The sequence below is a fragment of the Stenotrophomonas sp. YJH_SMC_40 genome, from assembly GCF_059368615.1.
Genome location: NZ_JCAFRX010000004.1, coordinates 430,913 through 451,913 on the forward strand (window position 1 = coordinate 430,913; position 21,001 = coordinate 451,913).

Sequence of the window (21,001 nt, forward strand, 5' to 3'; positions counted from 1 at the left end):
TCCGCCAGAGCGCCGACCCGGCGCTCACAAGGAATCTCGATGCTGTACGACGTCGTCATTGCCGGTGCTGGCCCGGTTGGCCTGTTCCTGTCCTGCGAACTGGCCCTGGCCGGGTGTTCGGTGCTGGTGCTGGAACAGGCCGGGTCCGCCGGTTCGCCGTTGAAGCGCCTGCCATTCGGGCTGCGCGGCCTTAACGCCCCCACGCTGGAGGCACTGGATCGGCGCGGCCTGTTGGACGCGGTCGCCGCGACGCAGGTGCTCAAGCCCGACAAGGGCGCGCCGCCGCCCGGCACCGCCCATTGGCTGGCGCAGCCGCGTGCGCTGGGTGGGCACTTCGCGGGTATTCCATTTGCACTGGACGATGTGGACCAGGCGCGCTGGAGCTGGCGCCTGCCGACACCGGCGGGCACCCAGATGGCGGTGGAGCTGCAGGCCCTGGAAGTGGTGTTTGCCGAACGTGCGACTGCGCTGGGCGTGCGCATCGAATGCGGGCGTGCGGTACAGGCGGTGGATGCGCACGAGGCGCAGGTTGCCGTGCACACCGGCTCCGGCAGGGTCCACGGCCGCTGGCTGGTCGGTTGTGATGGGGCCCGCAGCACGGTACGCAAACAATCGGGCTTCCTCTTCGCTGGAACCGGGCCAGAGTTCACCGGTTACACGCTGCTGGTCGAACTGGCAGATGGGTGTGTACTCACACCAGGCCGACAGTTCACCGATCACGGGATGTGCAATTTCAACCCGCCAGGCATGCTGGCGCTGGCCGATTTCGATGGTGGCGCCGGCCATCGCACGCCACTGGACCGGCACACCGCGCAAGCGTTGCTGCGGCGGGTGTCTGGCCGCGGGGCAACGATCACTGCATTGCACCTGGCCACGACATGGACCGATGCTGCGCGCCAGGCGACGGCCTATCGCAGCGGACGTGTGCTGTTGGCGGGTGATGCCGCGCACATGCATTCGCCGTTGGGCGGCCAGGGACTGAACCTCGGCATCGGCGATGCGATGAACCTCGGTTGGAAGCTGGCCGCCGTGGCGCGGGGCAAGGCCGATGAGGCGCTGCTGGACAGCTATCAGGCTGAGCGCCACCCGGTGGGCGCCAAGGTGCTGGACTGGTCGCGCGCGCAGGTTGCGCTGATGCGACCCGGGCCCGGTTCGCGCGCACTGGCAGCGATCATGGCCGACCTGGCCGGCACCCGCGATGGGGCCACGTATCTGGCCGAGCGGATCTGGGGTGTTTCGCAGCAGCTGGATCTTGACGGAGACCACCCGCTGGTCGGCAGGAGCGCGCCGGACTTCCGGTTGGTCGATGGCCGCCGCCTGGGCGAACTGCTGAGAGCGGGGCAGGGGGCGCTGCTTTTTTTCGACCCGGCGTCTTCGCCGCCGCAGCATGGCCAACGCTGGCAGCCTTCCATCGCCTGCGCCGCAGATACCGGGGATGTGGCGTCGGGCCTGGGGGCGGTGCTGGTGCGCCCGGATGGCATCGTTGTCTGGGCCTGTGGCACACGGGGGGATATGTCCGGCCTCGATTCAGCGCTTGCTTCCTGGGCCGGTCCGACCCGGTGATCTGCCCGCTAATGCGCAGTCACCATCGTCTGCGAGCGACAGCTGGCCTCGGTCATCACCAAGGCCAGCTGCTTCAGTGAGTAGGGCTTGCGCAGCAGCGTGAAACCGTGGCCTGGATCGCGGGCCAGCAGTTCGCTATAGCCACTGGTGAGAATGATCGGAAGATCGGGCAGGCGGCTGCGGATGGTGCGGGCCAGATCCAGCCCATTGGTCCCGGGCATGACCACGTCGCTGAACACCACGTGGAAACGCGCAGCGTCGCGCTCGAGCTCCGCCAGTGCTTCGTCGGCATTGCGCGCGAGTACGACGTTGTACTCAAGCTCGCGCAGCGCACCGACTGCAAATTCGGCCACATCCACATTGTCTTCCACCACCAGTACGCACAATCCGTGACCATGCAGCAATCCCGGTTGCGCGGTCGGCAGCTCGATGGAGGCGTTTGCCTGCGCCAGCGGCAGATACAGCGTGAAGCGCGTACCGACACCGGCCTGGCTCTGTACGTCCACTTCGCCCTCGGACTGCTTGACGAAGCCGAACACCTGGCTGAGGCCAAGCCCGGTGCCCGCGCCCACTCCCTTGGTGGTGAAGAATGGCTCGAAGATCCGGTCCACCACGGACGGATCGATACCGGCACCGGTGTCGCTGACGCTGATCGCAGCGAAGTTGCCTTTCATCGGCGCCGCGAACCGTACGGAAGGCACCGATGTCAGCTGTTCCACATCGATCGTCACCTTGCCGTGGCCGTCAATGGCGTCGCGCGCGTTCACCGCGATGTTGATCAGTGCGGTGTCGAGCTGGGTCCGGTCCAGCAGCACCGGCAACGGGGCGTCGGGCAGGTTCACCGACACGGAGATGCGTGCACCCAGCACTGTGGTGATGATGTCTGAAAGCGCGCGTACGCTCTCGCAGAGGTCGAATACCTGCGGCGACAGGCTCTGCCTGCGCGAGAACGCCAGAAGCTGGGCGGTCAGGCGAGTGGCGCGGTCAGCGGCGGTTTCGATCGCCTGTACATAGCGCAGGCGCGCATCTTCGGCCGGCCAGGTATGCAGCAGCATGTCCACGGAACCGGTGATGACCTGCAGCAGATTGTTGAAGTCGTGGGCAACGCCGCCGGTCAGCTGGCCGATGGCCTCCAGCTTCTGCGACTGCCGCAGCTGTTCGCGGGCGCGTACCAGTTCAAGATGGGCCTCGCGTGCCTGCTCGGTGATGGCCGCCACCTGGCGGGTGTGCCGGTCGCGTTCGATCACCCGCTCGGTCTGCTCGCTGACCATGCAGATGATGCCGGCCACGCCTCCGCAACCGGCACGCAGCGGCGAGTAGGAGAACGTCCAGAATGTCTCGCGCAACGTGCCATCACGGTCCATCATCAACGGCATGTTCTTGAAACTGCGGCTTGTACCGCCGAAGGCGTCGTTGACAGCATCGACGACGTCGGCCCAGACGTCCGCCCAGACGTCTTCCAATCGGCTGCCCATGGCGCCGTGCAGCTTGCCGCCCAGCATCGGCAGGTAGGCATCGTTGAAGAAGAACGCCTTGTTGTCGTGGCCCCATGCGATCCACAGAGGCTCCGGAGAATCCAGGATCATCGCCAGCAGAGCGCGAAGTTCGGGAGGAGCGTTGATCGCGTCGGCGGAACGGGCCCAGTCGCTGTCCTGCAGCAGTCGGTAGGCGAGTTGATCGGGTGCCGAGACAGGAAGGGGGAAGGGATGCATGGCCGTGCGCGAAGAAAGGTGCCGCAGCTTAGCCGAGGTGATGTCATTGCGCCCTGCACAGCTCCTTTGCCCTGGCTGTCATCGGCCCTGCGCGGCGGACGAGGTGACTCACGGGGCGCCCTCTGACTGCACCATCATCCCTGCGCCAACAGCCTGCGTCGTGGCACCGTCGTATTGCAGCCTCAGGCACCCAGAAGCGAATTCACCTGCCAATCGGCAACCCGCGCATGGCTCACCGCCTGATGACTGCCGCATCCGTCGCAGCGGAACAAGGCGCCGCCCGGCAGCTGGACCAGATTGTCTTCGCTGGCCGAGCGGGTTTCAGAGCAATGCCGGCAGATGACAGTGAGCGCCGTAATGCGCTCCACCCCGCCAGACAGGTCGAACACAGCTTCAAAGGCATGGATGACAGGGTGACCAGTGGCCGGCATCGGGAAAGTCGTCGTGATGGGGAGGCCTTATCCTGCCCCCCCGATCGTGACGGGCTGGTCATCCGCATGCATTGGAACGATCAAGATGCCCGGCGGCTCAGAGATCCTTCTTCTTGCCGCTCAGGTCGATCGGCCTGTCACTGCCCTTGCGCTCGCTCGACCACACTTCCATGCTCTTGTTGCAGCGGCTCTCGCGGGCAGCCACTTCGGGCGGCAGGTCCTTCAGATGCGGCGACTCCTGGCAGGCCTGGTGCATGTTGCTGTCGTCATACGTGGCACAGGCGCTGAGCGTGGCCAGGGCAAAGGCGGTGAGGGAGGCGCGAAGCAGGGGCTGCAGGATCATGGGGAGGTCTCGGGTGGTGCCGGGCTGGCCATGGAATTCAAATCCGTGACCCCGGGCACGAGCAATCCGTCCAACCGCACTTGTTATTTTGTAACAGATGCGCGATAGTCCGGCGCCTGCTGCTGTCAGGCGACGCAGATCATCAGGATCATGCTCAGCGCCAGCATCAGCACGAATACGCGCCGGCTCAGCGCAAGGCAGGCCAGGCAGGCGGCCAGTGCCCAGGCAGCCAGCAGCGCGCAGGCCAGCAGCCACAGCCCGATCACGATCAAGGATCCGGTCGCCAGCGCCGACAACGCGATGGCCTTGTACAGAGCCACGCCCAACACGCTGCCGAGCACGCCCGCCTGCAGGGCAATGGCATCGTGATGTGCGGGGGCAGGCGCGTGGAGCATGGTGGCTGGATGGTTCCAAGCGTGAGCGGCGCGCGTACTGTGCCCGAATACACATCCACGCCATGTGTACTTCGCCGACGGCGTGATCAGTGACGGCGGCGCGACAGCAATAGCCCAATGCCCACCACGGGCACGATCCCAAGGATCGGTGCTTTGTACAACGGCCAGCCATGCAGTACGCCCGTGATCACCAGTGCCGCCGTCGCCAGCAACAGGCCCGCACCCCAAACGCGTGCGGGCCAGGCACCGAAGAAGTGGCGACGTTGCGGAGCCGCGGCAGCGTTGGCGGGCCGATCTGCGAGCGCCTCTGCCAGTGCGTCCCGGAAGGTTGGGAAATCATGCATCGATGCCCGCGTGCGCTGCAGCAGCACGCTCGGTCCATCGATCAGGATCAGATCGACATGATCGTCCAGGTTGTAGGACCGGATCTGCTTGAACGGGAGAGGAGGACGGTGCTGGAATACCAGACGATCCTGTTCCAGTACCACCCGGTCCCGTTGTGGGGAATAGACAACGAAGCCGAGGATCAGCGGCGACAGCGTGAAAATCGCTGCCGCGCCCAGTGCCGGAAGCGGCCCAAGTTCGGGTGCGACGGCAAACAGGAGTATTGCCAGTGGTCCGGCTCCGGCGGCAACGATGGCGTACTGGTGATAGCGCCTGAAGATGCGTACTTCGCTGCCGATTTTCCGCGGCCGGGCGGGGAGACGGGAGCGGGCGGTGGGTGACTTCATGGACTGCGTTCGATCACGGCATTCTGGCAAGAAAGCGTGGCGTCGCGTTGCAATGAAGTCCATACAACTATTTCGAATCCACCCTTGCTGGACCCCTGTGTGAGTCCTCGTGCGCCTTCGCCCATGCATCTGCTCAGTCGAACTCGCCCTCGGCCGATTCCAACCGCTGCCGGTACGCCGCCCGATGCTGGTACAGGCGCTGGCACTCGGCGGACCGGTGGATCCGGCTGGCCGGTTCGTTGGCCACGGCGTCGCACATCCTTGCGATGTGGTTGTTGGACGCCAGTTCGGTCACGAAGAACACGGCGGTGATGCCGGTACCCAGCAGCACGACATAGAGCAGGCGGCTGAGCCAGCGCGTGCGCTTGCGCTCGAAGTGCTGCTGGAGGGTCAGGTCGAAGCGGATGATGCTGAGCACGATCCAGATGATCGCGACCAGGAAGCAGATGGTAGGCAGCAGGCCTCGCCAGAGTCCTGCTTCGTACACCGACTCGCTGTAGTGAACTGCTGCCCCGGCACCTGCGATGGCGATCGCCAGCGCCCAGTTACGGCCCAGCGAGAGCAGGTCATCGAGCAGCTTCTCCCGGTTCCTGGTCGATCCTGCTGCCACGTGGGTTCCGTCTCCATGCTGCGACCGGCGGCGGAACTGCCGCCGATCCTGCAGATGGTGGAGCATCGCTGCGGCGATGAGAAGACCGCGCGGCTCAGTGTGCGAGGGCGCGGGCGCCGATCCAGCGCCGGTAGCGGCGGGTCCGACACTTTGCGGCCGCCTGTGCCAGCAGCAGGGCCCATACCGGTGAAATCGTGGGTGCGGTGGGGCGGTGCCGGCTCAACCGGCCCAGCTGATACTTCACTGCGGCCATGTGCGCACTGGCCGCCAGCGGCTTGCTGCGCCAGTTGATGTTGCGCAGTGTCGGCACCGGATCGCGGCCCTGCTGCCAGTGCTGCGGCAGATCCGGCTTGATCGCCAGCGCCGTGGCGATGCCGATCATGGCCACGCCGCTGGCCAGCACCTGCTCTGCCACTTCTCGGCGGCGGATGCCGCCGGTGACCATCAGCGGCATCGTTGCCACCGTGGCGATCTCGCGCGCGAATTCGAGGAAGTACGCTTCGCGGGCCACGCTGCGCTGGTCGCGTGCGGCGCCGGTCATGGCCGGTGCTTCATAGCTGCCGCCAGACAGTTCGACCAGATCCACGCCGAGGGGCGCCAGCATCTCGACCACGTCGCGCGCGTCCTCGGGCGAGAAGCCACCCCGCTGGAAGTCGGCGGAGTTGAGCTTCACCGCCACCACGAACGTGGGCGCCACCGCCGCGCGCACACCCTGCACGATCTCCAGCAGCAGGCGTGCACGGTTCTGCAGGCTGCCACCCCAGCGGTCATCGCGGCGGTTCGACAGCGGCGACAGGAACTGGCTGAGCAGGTAGCCGTGCGCGGCATGGATCTCCACGCCGCTGAAACCGGCGCGCTCGGCCAGCTCGGCACTGCGGATGAAGCGGGCGATCACGTCTTCAATATCCGCCTCGGTCATCGCCCGCGGCGGCGCGAACTGTTTGGACAGTGCGCCCATGTCCAAGGGGACCGCCGAAGGAGCCAATGCCGGCTGGCCGAGCGCGGCCGGCATCTGCCGCCCGGGGTGGTTGATCTGCATCCACATCTGCACCCCGCGCGAGCGCGCGGCGTCGGCCCAGGCGATGAAACGCTCCAGGTGGCGATCGTCCTCCAGCACCACGCCGCCGGGGCCGGTCATGGCGCGGCCATCAACCATCACGTTGCCGGTGATGATCAGTCCGGCGCCGCCGTCGGCCCAGCGCTGGTACAACTGCAGCAGCGCTTCGGAGGGGGCGTGGTCGGCGTCGGCCATGTTCTCCTCCATCGCCGCCTTGGCGATGCGGTTGCGGATGAGGGCGCCGGAAGGCAGCGCCAGGGGCGAGAACAGCGACATGGGACAGCTCCAGGACAGGGGAATGGCGCTACGCTAACCTTCAAGCTTTATTGAAGGTCAATGGGTTCCGATGTCGAGGATTCAGGCAGATGAAGATCGGTGAGCTGGCCCGCCGCACGGGCCTGGCGGCGTCACGCATCCGCTTCTATGAGGAGGCAGGGTTGCTGGTCGTCCAGCGGCAGGCCAACGGCTACCGCGACTACCCGGAGCAGGCGGTGCTGCTGCTGGAGCTGATTACCGGTGCGCAGCGCGCCGGCTTCAGCCTGGAGGAGATACGCGCCTTGCTGCCACCGGACATGGGCCAGTGGCAGCACGACGCATTGATCTCGATGCTGCAGCAGAAGGTGGCCGACATCGAGGCGCTGCAGTTGCGGCTGGCAGAGAGCCGGGCGCACCTGCTGGCCCTGATCGAGGACATCCAGGCGCGGCCGGAGGGCATCGACTGCGCGGCCAACTCGCGGCGGGTGCTGGAGCGCGTCAAGCGCGGTGAGCTGGCGCGCCCGACACTTGCGGCCGGCGATACGGCGTTGCTGCGGCCGGATCGCCGCCGCCGCGCGGGCAGCAGCTGACGATCCGGCGCGAAGGTCAGTGACTGCCCACGCCGGCTGTCTTGCGCTTCTTGTCCAGCATCACCGCCACGCACCACAGCAGCAGGCCGCCGATGGCGGTGGCGGCACCGACATAGCCGGTGCTGGCCGGGCTGAAGCCGGCACTGATCGCCATGCCGCCCAGCCACGGCCCCAGCGCATTGGCGGTATTGAAGGCGGCATGGTTGGAGGCGGCGGCCAGGGTCTGTGCTTCGCCGGCCACGTCCATCAGGCGCGTCTGCAGCACTGCCGCCAGCGCGCCCATGGTGCCGACGGTAATGATCATCGGACCGATCGTCCACACCGACTGCGCGGCCAGCGGATACAGCAGCAGCATCACGATCGACCACAGCAGCACCACGGCGGCGGCCTTGAAGTGGAACTTGTCGACCAGCCAGCCACCGGCGATGTTGCCGATGATCGCGCCGATGCCGAACACGCCCACCGCCAGCGGCATCCACGATTCGGCCACGCCGGTGACCTGCACCAGGGTCGGTGCCAGGTAGGTGAACACACAGAACATGCCGGCGAAGCCAACGGCGCCGATCGCCAGCGCCAGCCACACCTGGGTGGTGTTGAAGGCGCGCAGTTCGCGCATCGGCGAGGTACGGACCTCGTCCGGGTCCGGCAGCAGGAAGCGCGCGATCATCGCCACGGTGGCGATGGCCAGCGCGCTGACCAGGGCAAAGGCGGTGCGCCAGCTCAGCTGCTGGCCCAGCCAGGTGGTCAGCGGATTGCCGACCAGGATCGCGATCGACAGGCCCAGCAACACGCGCGACATCGCCTGGCCGCGCTGGCCGGCCGGGCTGATCGCGGCGGCCACCAGCATCGCCACGCCGAAGTAGGCGCCATGCGGCAGGCCGGCGACGAAACGCGCAATGAGCATCGTGCCGTAGTTCGGTGCCAGTGCGCTGGCCAGGTTGCCGACGGCATAGAAGCCCATCAGTGCCAGCAGCAGCTTGCGGCGAGGGAAGCTGGCGCCGACGAAGGCGAGGATCGGGGCGCCGACGACCACGCCGATGGCGTAGGCGCTGATCAGGTGGCCGACCTGGGTTTCGGAAATCGACAGGCCGCGGCTGATCTCCAGCATCAGGCCCATGCTGGCGAATTCACTGGTGCCGATGGCGAAGCCGCCCAGCGACAGGGCAAGGATGATCAGGGTGCGCTGACGGGGCGTCAGCCGCGCAGCCAGGGAAGAGTTGGGGCTCATGCGGGGCGCGATGGGGGCGGGGAGCCGGTCATTGTACTGCTGCACCGCAACAAGGGCAGCAGCACTCAGGGTAAATCAGCGTTTGATCGGTGACACGTTCGCCCACCCGCCATCGCGCGGCGCGATCAGAGGCCCAGCGCTGCCCGGGCGTGCGCATACTTGCCGCGCAGGCGCCCGGCCGTCGCCGCGTCGAGCATCGCCAGGCGCTGCGGATCGGCGTTGTCATCCAGATCGGCCTGCTTCACCTTTAGTGCCAGCGGGTGGGCGGCAATGCGCGCGTAGTAGCTGTCCGCGTCGGGGGCCGCGTCGCGGTTGAGCAGGTGCACCGCCTCGCGCAGCGGGGCGGGAAAGACCTCGATCCGTGCGGCAAACGCCGGGCAGTCTTCGGCTACGTCATGCAGCCAGGCCACCACTTCGGCGTCATCGTCGCCGCGCACCGCGGCCGCCACCCGCGCCACATGGCAGATGTAAGGCTGGCCGGCCTTGTCCGTCTGGCCCGTGTGGGCCTCGGTGGCCAGCGTGCGTGCAAGTGCTACCCAGTCCATTGCAATCTCCTTGGATATCCGCAGACAGTTTCGCGCAGAAACCGTAGCGCTTGTGCATACGCCGATGACACTGCGATGGGCATCATGGCGGGGCAGGGGACGCAGTGTTGCCCCGACAAGGAGGAATGCGATGCAGGAATTCAGGCATGTGCTGGAAACCCGTGGCCGCTATCAGCTGGTAGCAGTGTCCTACGAGCCGGTGTACGCTCCGGGCGATGTGGTCGGCCATGCGGTCGTCGCCGACGATGGGGATCGTCTGACCGACCTGGTATCACTGGCCGAAGCGCGCCAACTGCTGTTGCAGCGGGTGCGTGAAGAGGGCGAAGAGCCCGGGCTGGAGAACGAAAACAACCTGCGGAAGAAGGCGTCGCGCTGGCGCCGCCGCTAGGCCGTCGCGCCCTCGTGCGCATCATGGAGGATTCGGGTGTTGCCCAGTAAGAAGTATCTGCTCATCGCCATCGTCACGCTGGCGACCCTGCTGCTTGGTTTCGTGTTTTCCGGCTACCTGGCCCTGTTGTTCCTGGGGTTGGACACCAAGCTGTTCACCTGGAACACGTACTACCAGTACTACCACGCCATCGGCCAACCGCAGGTTGCGCCGTTCGTGGGCAAGATCAAGTGGGCCGGCTACGTGGGCTTCGGCTTGCCGCTGCTGGTCCTGCTGGTGACCGGTCTGGTGCTGCTGCTGAAGAAGGACAAGCGCTCGCTGCATGGCGACGCGCGCTTCGCCACCGGCGCCGACCTGTCCAGGCATGGCATGTTCAAGAAGACCGGCCAGAGCATCGTGGTCGGCAGCCATGGCGGCAAACTGGTGCGGCTGGATGGCCAGCAGTTCGTGATTCTTGCGGCACCCACCCGTTCAGGCAAGGGCGTGGGCGTGGTCATCCCGAACCTGCTGGAATACGGCGAATCGCTGGTGGTGCTGGACATCAAGCAGGAGAACTTCGACCTGACCAGCGGCTGGCGCGCCAGCCAGGGCCAGGAGATCTACCTGTTCAATCCCTTCGCCGAGGATCGGCGCACGCACCGCTGGAACCCGCTCAGCTATGTCTCCGATGATCCGGCATTCCGGGTGTCGGACCTGATGAGCATCGCCGCGATGCTGTATCCGGACGGCGCCGAGGACCAGAAGTTCTGGGTCAGCCAGGCGCGCAACGCGTTCATGGCCTTCACCCTGTATCTGTTCGAAAACTGGGACGACGAGCGCAGCAGTGGCTTCCCGGGCGGCTCGGGCACGCCGACGCTGGGTTCTGTCTACCGGTTGTCATCCGGCGATGGCACCGATCTGAAGAAGTACCTCAAGGCCTTGTCGGAGCGTTCGTTCCTCAGTGGCAACGCGCGTTCGGCGTTCGCCAACATGCTGTCCCAGGCCGACGAGACGTTCGCCTCGATCCTGGGCACCTTCAAGGAACCGCTCAATCCCTGGATCAACCCGGTGCTGGACAAGGCCACCAGCAGCAACGACTTCCTGCTGACCGACGTGCGCAAGAAGAAGATGACCATCTACATCGGCATCCAGCCGAACAAGCTGGCCGAGAGCCGGCTGATCATCAACCTGTTCTTCAGCCAGCTGATCAACCTCAACACCAAGGAACTGCCCAAGTCCAACCCGGACCTGAAGTACCAGTGCCTGCTGCTGATGGACGAATTCACCTCGATCGGCAAGGTCGAGATCATCGCCTCGGCGGTGTCCTACATGGCCGGTTACAACATCCGCCTGCTGCCGATCATCCAGAGCATGTCCCAGCTCGACGCCACCTACGGCCGGGAAGTCTCGCGCACGATCATCACCAACCACGCGCTGCAGATCCTGTACGCGCCGCGCGAGCAGCAGGACGCCAACGACTATTCGGACATGCTGGGCTACACCACCATCCGCAAGAAGAACGTCACGCACGCCCGCGAGAAGACCCACAGCTTCACCGAGGAGCGGCGGGCACTGATGCTGCCGCAGGAGCTGAAGGCGATGGGGCCGGACAAGGAAGTGTTCCTGTACGAGGGCATACCGCATCCGGTGAAATGCGACAAGATCCGCTACTACAAGGATCGCTACTTCACCTCGCGGCTGCTGCCGAAAGTCGACGTTCCCATGCTTAACGTCTAATTCACGTCGTTAAATTTGTGACGTAGATTCATATTCACTGACGTGAAAACGTGAGTTGAGTCAAGAATTCGGCATTTGTTCATAGATTTTCAGACTTGTCTGACATGGAATTGACGCGTGGTTGTGCGACCCTGTGCATGCCGTTCAGAAATGTGTGATGGATGGCAGATGTTGTAGAGCAGGGTGGCCAGGAGTTTGTGCCATGAAACATGGATGGTTTCGACGTTGGTGAGGTATGCGGGTGTGTCGCCGGCAGTGTCTGGCGGCCCCGCGACTTGGTTGGCAGCCGTTGGCTGCAGGGGAGCCGGAGTGGGTGTGCTGCCAGTCAGTGCGTCGCTCCGATTCCGGCGTGCGCGACGCAGCGCCGGACGACCAGGGGACCAATGCTCGGGACTGCTTTTTCGTACGTCAAAGTGAAGCCCGTATGAATCGGGCGTTTATCGCGAAAATGTCCATCGCCGCAGTGGCGGCGTTGATGGTGGCCGGTTGCGCCACCAAGTCCGCTCCGGATTTCGGAGGCCGCTGGAAGCCGGTGAACCGCTTTGCTGCGGCAACCACCGAGATCCCGCTGTACTCCAGTTACGTCTACCAGGCCTCGCCGATGGATGGCACGCTCAAAGCCATGCTCGAGCGCTGGGCCAAGGATTCCGGACGCACGCTGGATTACCGCCTGAGCTCGGACTTCACCCTGTACGGCGCGGTCTCCAACATCGATACCACCAACGCTCAGCAGGCCGTGATCGATCTGACGGCGGCCTATGCAGCGCAGGGCATCTCCGTCTCCATCGTTGGCAACCAGATCGTTGTGCAGAGCGCTGGCTCGACGCCGACCGCGTCGGCACAGGGCGCTGATTCCAACAGCGGCACCTGAGTCCACCTCGAAATCATCGAACGTGCCGCTCCCCGCGCCTGTCGCAGGGGTGCCACGCCCATTGATGTTTCAGCAGTACGGAAGAATCCATGTTCCGCAAGAAGGATCCCGGCAATAGTCCCAAGGTCGAGCAGTCGGTCGCCAAGGCGGTCAGCTACGAGATCACCGTGGCCGACATGGCGCGTCGCAGTGAGCGCCGTGCCTGGTGGGTCGCCACCGGCTCATTGCTGATGTCGCTGGCACTGGCTGGCGGCTACTACTACATGCTGCCGCTGAAGGAGAAGGTGCCGTTCCTGGTGATGGCCGATGCCTACACGGGTACCGCTACGGTGGCGCGCCTGAGGGGCACGTTCCAGGGCGAGACGATCACCACCAACGAAGCGGTCAACCGCAGCAATGTCGCCCAGTACGTGCTGGCGCGCGAGTCGTACGACTCCGCGGTGATGGGGTTGCGCGACTGGGAGCTGGTGTTCGTCATGTCCAGTGATGCCGTGGCCGCAAGCATGAAGCAGCGCTATGCCAGCAACAATCCGCAGAATCCGTTCGTGATGTACGGCCGGGGCAAGGCGATCAGGGTCAAGATCCTCAGCATCACCCCGCTGGGCGTGCAGGCGAACGGCAGCTTCCGTGGCGCGTCCGTGCGCATCCAGCGCAGCCTGCTCGACAAGCGCAGCGGTGTGTCGACCTATCTGGACAACCAGCTGGTCACCATGCGCTTCCAGTACAACCAGAATCTGGCGCTCTCCGAACAGGACCGCGTGCTCAACCCATTGGCGTTCCAGGTCACGGAGTACCGTGTCGACAACGACTATGCGCGCGGGGTGCCCGTGCCGGATGACGGTGCCATGCAGCAGCAGGCCCAGGATGCCGCGCAACAGGCACAGCTCGCCGCGCAGCAGGCGCAGGGCATGTACGTTCCGAACAATCCGGCCGCTGCCACCATGATCGATCCCGCCACCGGTCAGCCTGTCGCAGTGCCGGCCAATGGGCAGATGCAGCCGATGCAGGGTGCGCCCATGCAGGGGCAGCCGGTCCAGGGGCAGCCGATGCCGGGGCAGGGCGCGCCGGGACAGCCGGCAATGATGCCGGCACCGAACCATTCCACCGGAAATGCTGATGGAGCAAGCAACCGATGAGTAGTCGAAAAATCAGGGGAAGCGCGTGGGCGCTGCTGTCGTTGCTGTCGCTGGTGTTTTCCAGCGCGGCGATGGCACAGGCAGTTGACCACTACGAGTATGAGAAGGACCGCATCTACCCGGTTCGCACCGGCCTGGGCCTCACCACCCAGATCGAGCTGAGTCCGAACGAGAAGATCCTCGACTACAGCACCGGCTTCAGCAGCGGCTGGGAACTCACCCGTCGCGAGAACGTGTTCTATCTCAAGCCGAAGAACGTCGACGTCGACACCAACATGATGGTGCGTACCGAGACCCATTCGTACATTTTCGAGCTGAAGGTCGTTGCCACCGACTGGCGCCAGCTTGAGCAGGCCCGTCGCGCCGGCGTGCAGTACAAGATCGCATTCGTCTATCCGAATGACACTGTGTTCGGCCCTGCCCAGTCGGCGGTCGAGGAGGAGGCGCAGCCGCTGCTCAGTACCGAGCTGGCCAAGGATCGCCAATACAACTTCAACTACTCCTATTCGACCAGCAAGGCCAAGAAGATGGGATGGCTGGTCCCGGTCAACGCCTACGACGATGGCCGTTTCACCTATCTGAAACTGCCCAACTCGCCCGAGTACAAGACCGGTATCTTCCCGGCCGTATTCGGTCGCGAGAAGGAGTATGGCGAGGATTTCGTGGTCAACACCACGGTTGAGGGCAATACGCTGATCGTGCACGGGACGTACCCGTACCTGGTCATCCGCCACGGCGACTTCGTCGTCGGCCTGCGAAGGAACGTGAAGAAATGAGCCAGCAGAACACTCCCGAAAACGATCCGAATCCGTCTCCGTACGGACAGGGGCCTGCGGCTCAGGAGCCATCGGCGAACCCTTACTACGGGCACGCGCAGGCAGAGGCGGCGCCGGATCTGGATGCCAGTGCCCCACAGCTTCGCTCTGCGGAAGAGCAGCGCTTGAACCGCAAGGCGCTGTTGTTCCTCGGCGGCATCCTGGTGTTGTTGCTGGCCATGGGCTTCCTGCTGCTGCGCAAGGGCAAGGAAGACGCTGAAGAAGCCAAGGCGCCGCCGCAGGTTGCACGTTCGAGCACCCCCGACCTGCCGATCATTGCACCCTCCGCGATTCGCGAGGCTGCCCGGGAAGCCGCCGAGCCCATTCCGATGCTGCCGCCACCGCCGCAGGAAACGATGGGCCCGACGTTCATTCCTCGTGCCGAACCCGAGCGCGAGGTCGAGCGTGGCCCGAGTCTGCTGGATCGCCGCATTGCCGGTAGTGGTGGCGCAGGCGTGGGCACGGGCGACGCTGGCGGCCAGGCCGCAGCAGGGGACAACGACGATCCCTACATGCAGGCCACGTTGGCTGCGCTGCAGGCGCAGAACGGCAATGCTCCGCCGGCCAAGGTGCGCCGCGGGCCTGATGTGGAGGATGTGTCCAATGCTTCCTACATCCGGAGCCCCGACGCGCTGCTGGTGCGTGGCACCTATCTGCGTTGTGTACTCGAGACCCGCATCATCACCGATCTTGCAGGTTATACGTCGTGCCTGTTGACCGAGCCGGTCTACTCGATCAACGGCCGCAGCCTGCTGCTGCCCAAGGGGTCCAAGATCTATGGTGCGTACGGTGGCGGTCCCAAGGGCAAGCGCGTGGAAGTGATCTGGGATCGCATCACCACGCCCAATGGCATCGACGTGGCCATGTCCAGCCCGGGCGTGGATCAGCTGGGTGGTGCCGGTCATCCTGGCCAGTACAGCGCGCACTGGGGTAGTCGCATTGCGTCGGCGTTGATGATCAGCCTGATCGCCGACGCCTTCAAGTACGCCGCAGCCGAACATGGCCCAGAGTCGACGACGGTTTCCAGCAATGGTTTCGCCGTTCGTTCGCCCTATGAAAGCGCCACCGCGCGCACGATGGAGCGTCTCGCCAACGAAGCCCTCACCAGTTCGAATCGCCCGCCGACTGTCACCATCAACCAGGGCACCATCGTGAACGTCTACGTCGCCAAGGACGTTGACTTCACCAACGTGCTCAACCCGCGCCGGTAACCCGAAGAACAACCATGGACGCCGAAGTGTCACCCCTCGCCCTCGTTTCCAGCGATTTCCTGCGCTATCAGTACGAAGTGCTGGGCATCGCCGAGTACATGACATCCCCGGAAGTGACGGAAATCTGCATCAACCGTCCCGGTGAGCTGTACCTGGAAACCCGGGCCGGGTGGCAGCGGGTGGACGTGCCGGGCCTGACCTTCGAGCGGGCCCGGCAGTTCTGCACCGCCGTAGTGAACGAAAGCAACACCGGCCAGCGCATCACCGATGCCGATCCGGTGGTGTCGCTCACGTTCCCCACCGGCCAGCGTGCGCAGTTCGTGATTCCACCTGCCTGTGATGCCGGCAAGGTTTCGATCACGATCCGCCTGCCGTCCAAGCACACCAAGTCGCTCACCCAGTACCACGAGGATGGTTTCTTCAACCAGATCCTGGAACAGGATGGCAGTCTGAGCGAGCAGGACCGCGAGCTGCTGGAACTGCGCCAGCAGCGCGAGTACGCAGAGTTCTTCCGTCGTGCGGTGATGTACCGCAAGAACATCGTGGTCTCCGGTGCGACCGGTAGCGGCAAGACCACCTTCATGAAAGCGCTGGTCAATCATATCCCGGACAACGAGCGCCTGGTCACGATCGAGGACGCACGCGAGCTGTTTCTGACCCAACCCAATGTGGTGCACCTGCTGTACTCCAAGGGCGGGCAGAGCACCAGCAATGTCAGCGCAAAGAGTTGCATGGAAGCCTGCCTGCGCATGAAGCCAGAACGCATCATCCTGGCCGAGCTGCGCGGTGACGAGGCGTTCTACTTCATCCGCAACTGCGCATCGGGCCACCCGGGCTCGATCACCAGTTGCCATGCCGGTAGCCCGGAGCAGACCTGGGATCAGCTGGCGCTGATGGTGAAGGCCTCGGCCGAGGGTTCGGGCCTGGAGTTCAACGTGATCAAGCGACTGTTGATGATGACCATCGACATCGTCGTGCATATCAAGGCGCATGCCGGCTCGCGCTACATCACCGGCATCGACTTCAATCCTGGGCGTGCCCAGGGGCAGGAGGGCTGACCAATGCTGCCAGGACTGGAAATGATGGCGTGCCCGGAAATGGCCGTCTCGATGGACGTGATGCAGCACGTCATCAACGTGGAATCGTCGCGCAACCCCTATGCCATCGGCGTGGTCGGCGGCGCCCTGGTGCGCCAGCCCAAGGCCCTCGACGAGGCGCTGGCCACCGTTCGCATGCTGGAGGAGAAGGGCTACAACTTCTCCATTGGCCTGGCTCAGGTCAACCGCTACAACCTGGGCAAGTACGGGCTGGATTCCTACGAGAAGGCCTTCCAGCAGTGCCCGAACCTGCAGGCTGGTTCGCGCATCCTCGCCGACTGCTACAAGCGCTCCGGTGGTGACTGGGGCAAGTCGTTCAGCTGCTACTACTCGGGCAACTTCGAGACCGGCTTCCGTCACGGGTACGTGCAGAAGATCTACGACTCGATCCGCCGCGGTCAGCAGGTCGCAAGCAACGGCGTCGCGCCGATTGACGTGGTCAGCCGCGGCGAGCGTCGGGTGGTCAGGGTCGAACATCATCCGCAGACGGCCTCGCCGGCCCAGGCACGCATCGTCGCCCAGGCCAGTGCGCCGGTGTACGTGCCGTCCAATGACCCGGCCCGGGCCTACACCGTTTACCCATCCACCGGTGCGATGGCCCGCGGCAGCCTGCTGAACATCGCCGACCAGGCGGTATCGCGCGTGGTGCTGGGCTCGGTCGATCGAATGATGCAGCCACAGGCACAGCGTGGAAACGACATGCCGCAGCAGGCTCCGCAGCCGTATCAGCAGCCTGGTGCGGCGCAGGGCGGGGCAGCCATGCCGCAACAGCTTCCCGGGATGGCTGCCGGCGCGAACGCGCCGGTGATGCTGCGCCCGTGGAATGAGCGTAACGCGCCAGCAGCGGACACCCAGAATTTCTACAACGCACCGGCGCCCCGTGCGCCGGTGCAGCAGATTCCCGCAGGGGATGCGGCCTTCGTGTTCTGACGAAGTCGTGGTGCGACCGGTCCCCCGGCTGGTCGATTCAGTTGTGTTAGTCCATCAACAAGGAAATCAATCCATGAAGCGATTCAATCTCGACCTCGTCCAGGCCCAGCGCACGCTGAAGACCATGCTGATGGCCGTCGCATTCGCCGGTGCTGTGTTCGCTCCGCAGGCCCTGGCCGGCACTGACTTCGGTGGTACCGATGGCAAGGTCTGCGGCTTCTTCTCCAACATCAACGGTCTGCTGAACATGGCCTCGATCGCCGTGGTCACGATCGCCGTGATCTTCGCCGGTTACCAGATTGCGTTTGCCCACAAGCGCATCGGTGACGTGGCCCCGATCCTCATCGGCGGTGTGCTGATCGGCGCGGCAGGCCAGATCGCGCGCATGCTGCTCGGCAAGGAGGCTGGCAGCTGCGAAAAGGTCGGTGGTGGCGACGGCGCTGGCATGGCGTTTGAAATGATCAAGCACGCCGTCCAGTACTACAGTGCATAAGAACGTCCTGTTCCGGGGATGCACGCGCCCAGCGATGTTCCTGGGCGTTCCCTACCTGCCATTTTTCATGGTGGCGGGTGGGTTGTTGCTGCTGAGCATGTACACGAACTTCTGGTTTCTGCTGACCATCCCGGTGGCCATTTTCATCATGCGGCAGATGGCCAAGCGTGACGAGATGATCTTCCGCCTGCTGGGCCTGCGCCTGATGTTCAAGCTCAAGGTGCGCAACGTGCAGGAGCATGATGGCATGTGGGTGTTCAACCCGAATCACTACCGCAACAAGCCAGCCCCCAGGGATTGAGGGCTGGATCCGGCCAAGCGGGCGTTGAGCGCCCGCCTGGCCAACTCCGCATCTTTGTCGGCAGTACCTTTTGGAAGCAGTCGTATGTTCAACCCAGATACCTCCATCAGCGAATTCATCCCCTTGTCGTCGCACGTGGCTCCGAATGTGGTGAAGACCACGGGCGGCGACTACCTGTTGACGTGGCACCTGGAAGGGCTGCCGTTCGTGGGGCGCGAAGAATGGGAGCTTGAGCATCGGCACAACACCTTCAACCGGTTGCTGCAGACGCTGCGCGCACCGGATTTCGTCAACGTTGCCTTCTGGGTGCATGACATCCGGCGCCGTCGCACCCTGAAGGGAAAGAGCTACTACAAGCAGCGCTTCAACCAGGATGTGTCCGACCAGTACATGGGCATGCTGTCCTCCCAGCGCATCATGCAGAACGAGCTGTACCTGACGATGATCTATCGCCCGGTGGTGGCGGGAAAGCGCTTCGTGGAGAAGTCCGCGAACGTGGACAAGCTGCGCGCCGAGCAGGAGCAGGCCGTCGAGAAGCTGATGGAGCTCGCCGGCAACGTCGAGGCTGTGATCCGCGACTACGCGCCTTACCGGCTCGGTATGTACGAAGCCAAGAACGGCGTGGTGTTTTCCGAAACGCTTGAGCTGTTCGGCTACCTGATCAACCGCATCGATGAGCCGGTACCGGTGCTGTCGGCGCCTGTGAAAGACTATCTTCCGGTCAGCCGTCATATGTTCTCGGCCAAGACCGGCGATTTCGTGATCAATACGCCCAATGGCGTCAATCATTTCGGCGCGATCCTGAATATCAAGGAATATGCCGAGGGGACCTATCCGGGCATCCTCAATGGTCTGAAGTATCTGGACTACGAGTACGTCATCACCCATTCGTTCAGCCCGATGGGGCGCCAGGACGCATTGAAGGTGCTGGACCGGACCAAGGGCATGATGATCTCGTCGGGCGACAAGGCGGTCAGTCAGATCGTCGAACTCGACCAGGCGATGGATCATCTGTCGTCAGGCAACTTCGTGCTGGGCGAATACCACTTCATCATCGCGGTGTATGGCGACAGCCAGGCGAAGCTGTCGCAGAACGTGGCCTCGACCCGTGCCGAGCTGTCCAACGCCGGTTTCGTGTCGACCAAGGAGGATCTGGCAGTCACCTCGTCGTTCTATTCGCAGCTGCCGGCCAACTGGCGCTTCCGCACGCGGCTGGCCAACGTCAGCTCGCTGAATTTCCTCGGCCTGTCGCCGCTGCACAACTTCGCCACCGGCAAGCAGCACAACAACCCGTGGGGCGACTGCGTGACCACGCTGCAGACCACCAACGGCCAGCCGTACTACTTCAATTTCCATGCCACCCATCCATCCGAGAATTCGCTGGGTGAGAAGGCGATCGCCAACACCATGGTGATCGGCAAGTCCGGTACCGGCAAGACCGCGCTGATCAACTTCCTGCTCAGCCAGGTTCAGAAGTATGAGCCGTCACCGACCATCTTCTTCTTCGACAAGGACCGTGGTGCGGAGATCTTCGTGCGTGCCTGCGGTGGCAATTATCTGGCCCTGGAGAACGGTGCGCCGACCGGCTTCAACCCGTTCCAGTGCGAGAACAACGAAGCGAACGTGCAGTTCCTGGCCGACCTGATCAAGGTGCTGGCCGGCAAGCGCGAGTACAGCGCCCGCGAGGAAGAGGACATCTACCGTGCGGTGGAGAGCATGCTCGATACGCCGATGCATCTGCGCAGCATGACCAACTTCCAGAAGAGCCTGCCCAACATGGGCGACGACGGCCTCTATGCGCGCATGCGCCGTTGGACTTCGGGCAATTCGCTGGGTTGGGTCTTCGACAATCCGATCGATACGGTGGATCTGAGCAAGGCCAACATCATCGGCTTCGACTACACCGACATCATCGACAATCCCGAAGTGCGCGTGCCGGTCATCAATTACCTGCTGCACCGCCTGGAATCGCTGATCGACGGTCGACCGCTGATCTATGTAATGGACGAATTCTGGAAGATCCTGGACGGCGAGGGTGGCCTGAAGGAGTTCGCGAAGAACAAGCAGAAGACCATCCGTAAGCAGAACGGCCTGGGCATCTTCGCCACGCAGAGCCCGGAAGACGCGCTGAAGAGTGATATCTCCGCTGCCCTGATCGAGCAGACCGCCACGCTCATCCTGCTGCCGAACCCGAACGCCAGCAAGAGCGACTACATGGACGGCCTGAAGTTGACCGAGGCGGAGTTCAAGGTGGTCACGGCACTGGACGAGCGCTCGCGCTGCTTCCTGGTCAAGCAGGGTCATGCTTCCAGTGTCTGCCAGCTCAACCTGCGTGGCATGGACGACATCCTGTCGGTGATCTCGGCCTCGACCGACAACATCGACATCATGCATCGGGTGCTGCAGAGGGCTGCAGTCCGCAATCGGATCACCGTGGACGAACTCACGCCGGAACAGTGGCTGGAGGACTTCTACAAGAACCGAAAGGGCTCTGGTAAAGCCAAGGCCTCTGCCGAAACCGATGCGGCTTGAAAGCCCTGGATCAGACAGCGCCGAATGAAATCCATTCCCCTGGAGAAGAAC

At 64.1% G+C, this 21,001-nt stretch carries 22 protein-coding genes; 13 read left to right on the forward strand and 9 right to left on the reverse strand.

Translation table 11 applies throughout. The annotated features are described in order from the left end of the window. Nucleotides 1-39 precede the first annotated feature (39 nt). Entirely contained in the window at nt 40-1,563 is a 1,524-nt protein-coding gene (locus AC5P6X_RS10345; RefSeq protein ID WP_108270205.1) for an FAD-dependent monooxygenase, read from the forward strand. Nucleotides 1,564-1,571: 8 nt separating this feature from the next. Here AC5P6X_RS10345 and AC5P6X_RS10350 read toward each other — a convergent pair whose 3' ends face one another. The 7 genes from AC5P6X_RS10350 to AC5P6X_RS10380 all read right to left on the reverse strand — a co-directional run bounded on the left by AC5P6X_RS10350 (nt 1,572) and on the right by AC5P6X_RS10380 (nt 7,118). Further along, nucleotides 1,572-3,275 (reverse strand): ATP-binding protein, encoded by a 1,704-nt coding sequence (locus AC5P6X_RS10350; protein ID WP_099605540.1) that lies wholly within the window; start codon nt 3,273-3,275, stop codon nt 1,572-1,574. 182 nt (nt 3,276-3,457) lie between these two features. After that, nucleotides 3,458-3,706: a hypothetical protein gene (locus AC5P6X_RS10355; protein WP_049449074.1), complete on the reverse strand. Its 249-nt coding sequence runs from the start codon at nt 3,704-3,706 to the stop codon at nt 3,458-3,460. A 97-nt stretch (nt 3,707-3,803) separates the two neighbouring features. Further along, a complete protein-coding gene (locus AC5P6X_RS10360) occupies nt 3,804-4,049 on the reverse strand; it encodes a hypothetical protein (RefSeq protein ID WP_024958240.1) in 246 nt (81 codons plus the stop codon). 125 nt (nt 4,050-4,174) lie between these two features. Then, nucleotides 4,175-4,444, reverse strand: a complete 270-nt coding sequence (locus tag AC5P6X_RS10365; RefSeq protein WP_005410135.1) for a hypothetical protein — start codon at nt 4,442-4,444, stop codon at nt 4,175-4,177. Between the two features lie 86 nt (nt 4,445-4,530). After that, nucleotides 4,531-5,175, reverse strand: a complete 645-nt coding sequence (locus AC5P6X_RS10370) for a hypothetical protein (RefSeq protein WP_012480650.1) — start codon at nt 5,173-5,175, stop codon at nt 4,531-4,533. A gap of 133 nt (nt 5,176-5,308) precedes the next feature. After that, nucleotides 5,309-5,785: a hypothetical protein gene (locus AC5P6X_RS10375; protein ID WP_005413845.1), complete on the reverse strand. Its 477-nt coding sequence runs from the start codon at nt 5,783-5,785 to the stop codon at nt 5,309-5,311. Between the two features lie 94 nt (nt 5,786-5,879). After that, complete coding sequence (locus AC5P6X_RS10380; RefSeq protein WP_088436596.1) at nt 5,880-7,118, reverse strand: NADH:flavin oxidoreductase/NADH oxidase family protein; 1,239 nt, start codon at nt 7,116-7,118, stop codon at nt 5,880-5,882. Between the two features lie 89 nt (nt 7,119-7,207). On the opposite strand from AC5P6X_RS10380, the gene AC5P6X_RS10385 reads away from it, so the two are divergent. After that, a complete protein-coding gene (locus tag AC5P6X_RS10385) occupies nt 7,208-7,687 on the forward strand; it encodes a MerR family transcriptional regulator (RefSeq protein ID WP_005410131.1) in 480 nt (159 codons plus the stop codon). A gap of 16 nt (nt 7,688-7,703) precedes the next feature. On the opposite strand, the gene AC5P6X_RS10390 is transcribed toward AC5P6X_RS10385, so the two are convergent. Together AC5P6X_RS10390 and AC5P6X_RS10395 are read right to left on the reverse strand one after the other, a co-directional pair. Continuing rightward, the gene (locus AC5P6X_RS10390) at nt 7,704-8,915 is read right to left on the reverse strand and encodes an MFS transporter (protein ID WP_108270204.1); all 1,212 of its coding nucleotides are present in this window, start codon (nt 8,913-8,915) and stop codon (nt 7,704-7,706) included. 125 nt (nt 8,916-9,040) lie between these two features. Then, nucleotides 9,041-9,460: an HD domain-containing protein gene (locus tag AC5P6X_RS10395; protein ID WP_049449078.1), complete on the reverse strand. Its 420-nt coding sequence runs from the start codon at nt 9,458-9,460 to the stop codon at nt 9,041-9,043. A 130-nt stretch (nt 9,461-9,590) separates the two neighbouring features. On the opposite strand from AC5P6X_RS10395, the gene AC5P6X_RS10400 reads away from it, so the two are divergent. The 11 genes from AC5P6X_RS10400 (at nt 9,591) to AC5P6X_RS10450 (ending at nt 20,950) form a co-directional block, all read left to right on the forward strand. Further along, nucleotides 9,591-9,848 (forward strand): hypothetical protein, encoded by a 258-nt coding sequence (locus AC5P6X_RS10400; RefSeq protein ID WP_005410128.1) that lies wholly within the window; start codon nt 9,591-9,593, stop codon nt 9,846-9,848. Nucleotides 9,849-9,884: 36 nt separating this feature from the next. Continuing rightward, nucleotides 9,885-11,564, forward strand: a complete 1,680-nt coding sequence (locus AC5P6X_RS10405) for a type IV secretory system conjugative DNA transfer family protein (protein WP_049449080.1) — start codon at nt 9,885-9,887, stop codon at nt 11,562-11,564. 424 nt (nt 11,565-11,988) lie between these two features. Next, the gene (locus tag AC5P6X_RS10410) at nt 11,989-12,435 is read left to right on the forward strand and encodes a hypothetical protein (protein WP_329756849.1); all 447 of its coding nucleotides are present in this window, start codon (nt 11,989-11,991) and stop codon (nt 12,433-12,435) included. Nucleotides 12,436-12,524: 89 nt separating this feature from the next. Next, complete coding sequence (locus AC5P6X_RS10415) at nt 12,525-13,571, forward strand: VirB8 family type IV secretion system protein (RefSeq protein ID WP_012480645.1); 1,047 nt, start codon at nt 12,525-12,527, stop codon at nt 13,569-13,571. Beyond that, nucleotides 13,568-14,347, forward strand: a complete 780-nt coding sequence (locus AC5P6X_RS10420) for a TrbG/VirB9 family P-type conjugative transfer protein (protein ID WP_012480644.1) — start codon at nt 13,568-13,570, stop codon at nt 14,345-14,347. The genes AC5P6X_RS10415 and AC5P6X_RS10420 overlap by 4 nt, the downstream gene beginning before the upstream one ends. After that, the gene (locus tag AC5P6X_RS10425) at nt 14,344-15,597 is read left to right on the forward strand and encodes a TrbI/VirB10 family protein (RefSeq protein ID WP_012480643.1); all 1,254 of its coding nucleotides are present in this window, start codon (nt 14,344-14,346) and stop codon (nt 15,595-15,597) included. Before AC5P6X_RS10420 ends, AC5P6X_RS10425 begins: the two co-directional genes overlap by 4 nt. A 14-nt stretch (nt 15,598-15,611) precedes the next feature. Then, nucleotides 15,612-16,655 (forward strand): P-type DNA transfer ATPase VirB11, encoded by a 1,044-nt coding sequence (gene virB11 / locus AC5P6X_RS10430; RefSeq protein WP_012480642.1) that lies wholly within the window; start codon nt 15,612-15,614, stop codon nt 16,653-16,655. Nucleotides 16,656-16,658: 3 nt separating this feature from the next. Continuing rightward, a complete protein-coding gene (locus AC5P6X_RS10435) occupies nt 16,659-17,624 on the forward strand; it encodes a lytic transglycosylase domain-containing protein (protein ID WP_012480641.1) in 966 nt (321 codons plus the stop codon). A gap of 73 nt (nt 17,625-17,697) precedes the next feature. Then, nucleotides 17,698-18,117 carry a TrbC/VirB2 family protein gene (locus AC5P6X_RS10440; RefSeq protein WP_012480640.1) on the forward strand — a complete coding sequence of 140 codons (420 nt, stop codon included), beginning with the start codon at nt 17,698-17,700 and terminating at the stop codon, nt 18,115-18,117. Next, complete coding sequence (locus AC5P6X_RS10445; RefSeq protein WP_012480639.1) at nt 18,110-18,418, forward strand: VirB3 family type IV secretion system protein; 309 nt, start codon at nt 18,110-18,112, stop codon at nt 18,416-18,418. Before AC5P6X_RS10440 ends, AC5P6X_RS10445 begins: the two co-directional genes overlap by 8 nt. 84 nt (nt 18,419-18,502) lie before the next feature. Then, nucleotides 18,503-20,950, forward strand: a complete 2,448-nt coding sequence (locus AC5P6X_RS10450; RefSeq protein WP_049449084.1) for a VirB4 family type IV secretion/conjugal transfer ATPase — start codon at nt 18,503-18,505, stop codon at nt 20,948-20,950. The last annotated feature ends 51 nt before the right edge of the window (nt 20,951-21,001 follow it).